Origin of the sequence: Phytoactinopolyspora endophytica (assembly GCF_004138495.1) — a bacterium.
In the GTDB taxonomy this organism is placed as follows: Bacteria; Actinomycetota; Actinomycetes; order Jiangellales; family Jiangellaceae; genus Phytoactinopolyspora; species Phytoactinopolyspora endophytica.
Map to the genome: position 1 here is coordinate 111,639 of NZ_ML142865.1, position 429 is coordinate 112,067.

The 429-nt window shown below is 70.2% G+C and carries 1 protein-coding gene; it reads left to right on the forward strand.

What is annotated here, in order from left to right; translation table 11 throughout:
- Window positions 1-23 precede the first annotated feature (23 nt).
- On the forward strand, window positions 24-429 hold a 406-nt coding region (locus ELR45_RS39190), incomplete at its 3' end, for a dioxygenase family protein (RefSeq protein ID WP_205857326.1).

The window sequence follows — 429 nt, forward strand, 5'->3', positions numbered from 1 at the left end:
CAACATGGGAAGGCCATGACGCTATGACCGGACTCGACGACATACGCGCTCCGGGCGCCGTGACCCGCGGTGGCCTGGTGCTGCCGCAGTACCCGATCCCGGAGGACGTCCATCCGCCGCTCGACTCGCCTGAGTACAAGTCCACGGCGCTGCGCCACCCCAAGCGGCCGCTGCAGCTCATGCCGCAGCGGCTCACCGAGGTGACCGGACCGGTGCTCGGCGAGGACCGGATCAGCGAGCTCGACCATGACCTGACCCGCCAGCACGACGGCGAGCCGGTGGGGCAGCGAATCATCGTCCATGGCCGGGTCCTCGAGGAGGACGGGCGCCCGGTGCCGCGCACGCTTGTGGAGATCTGGCAGGCCAACGCCTGCGGCCGATACCGGCACACCGTCGACAACTGGCCCGCCCCGCTCGACCCGAACTTCA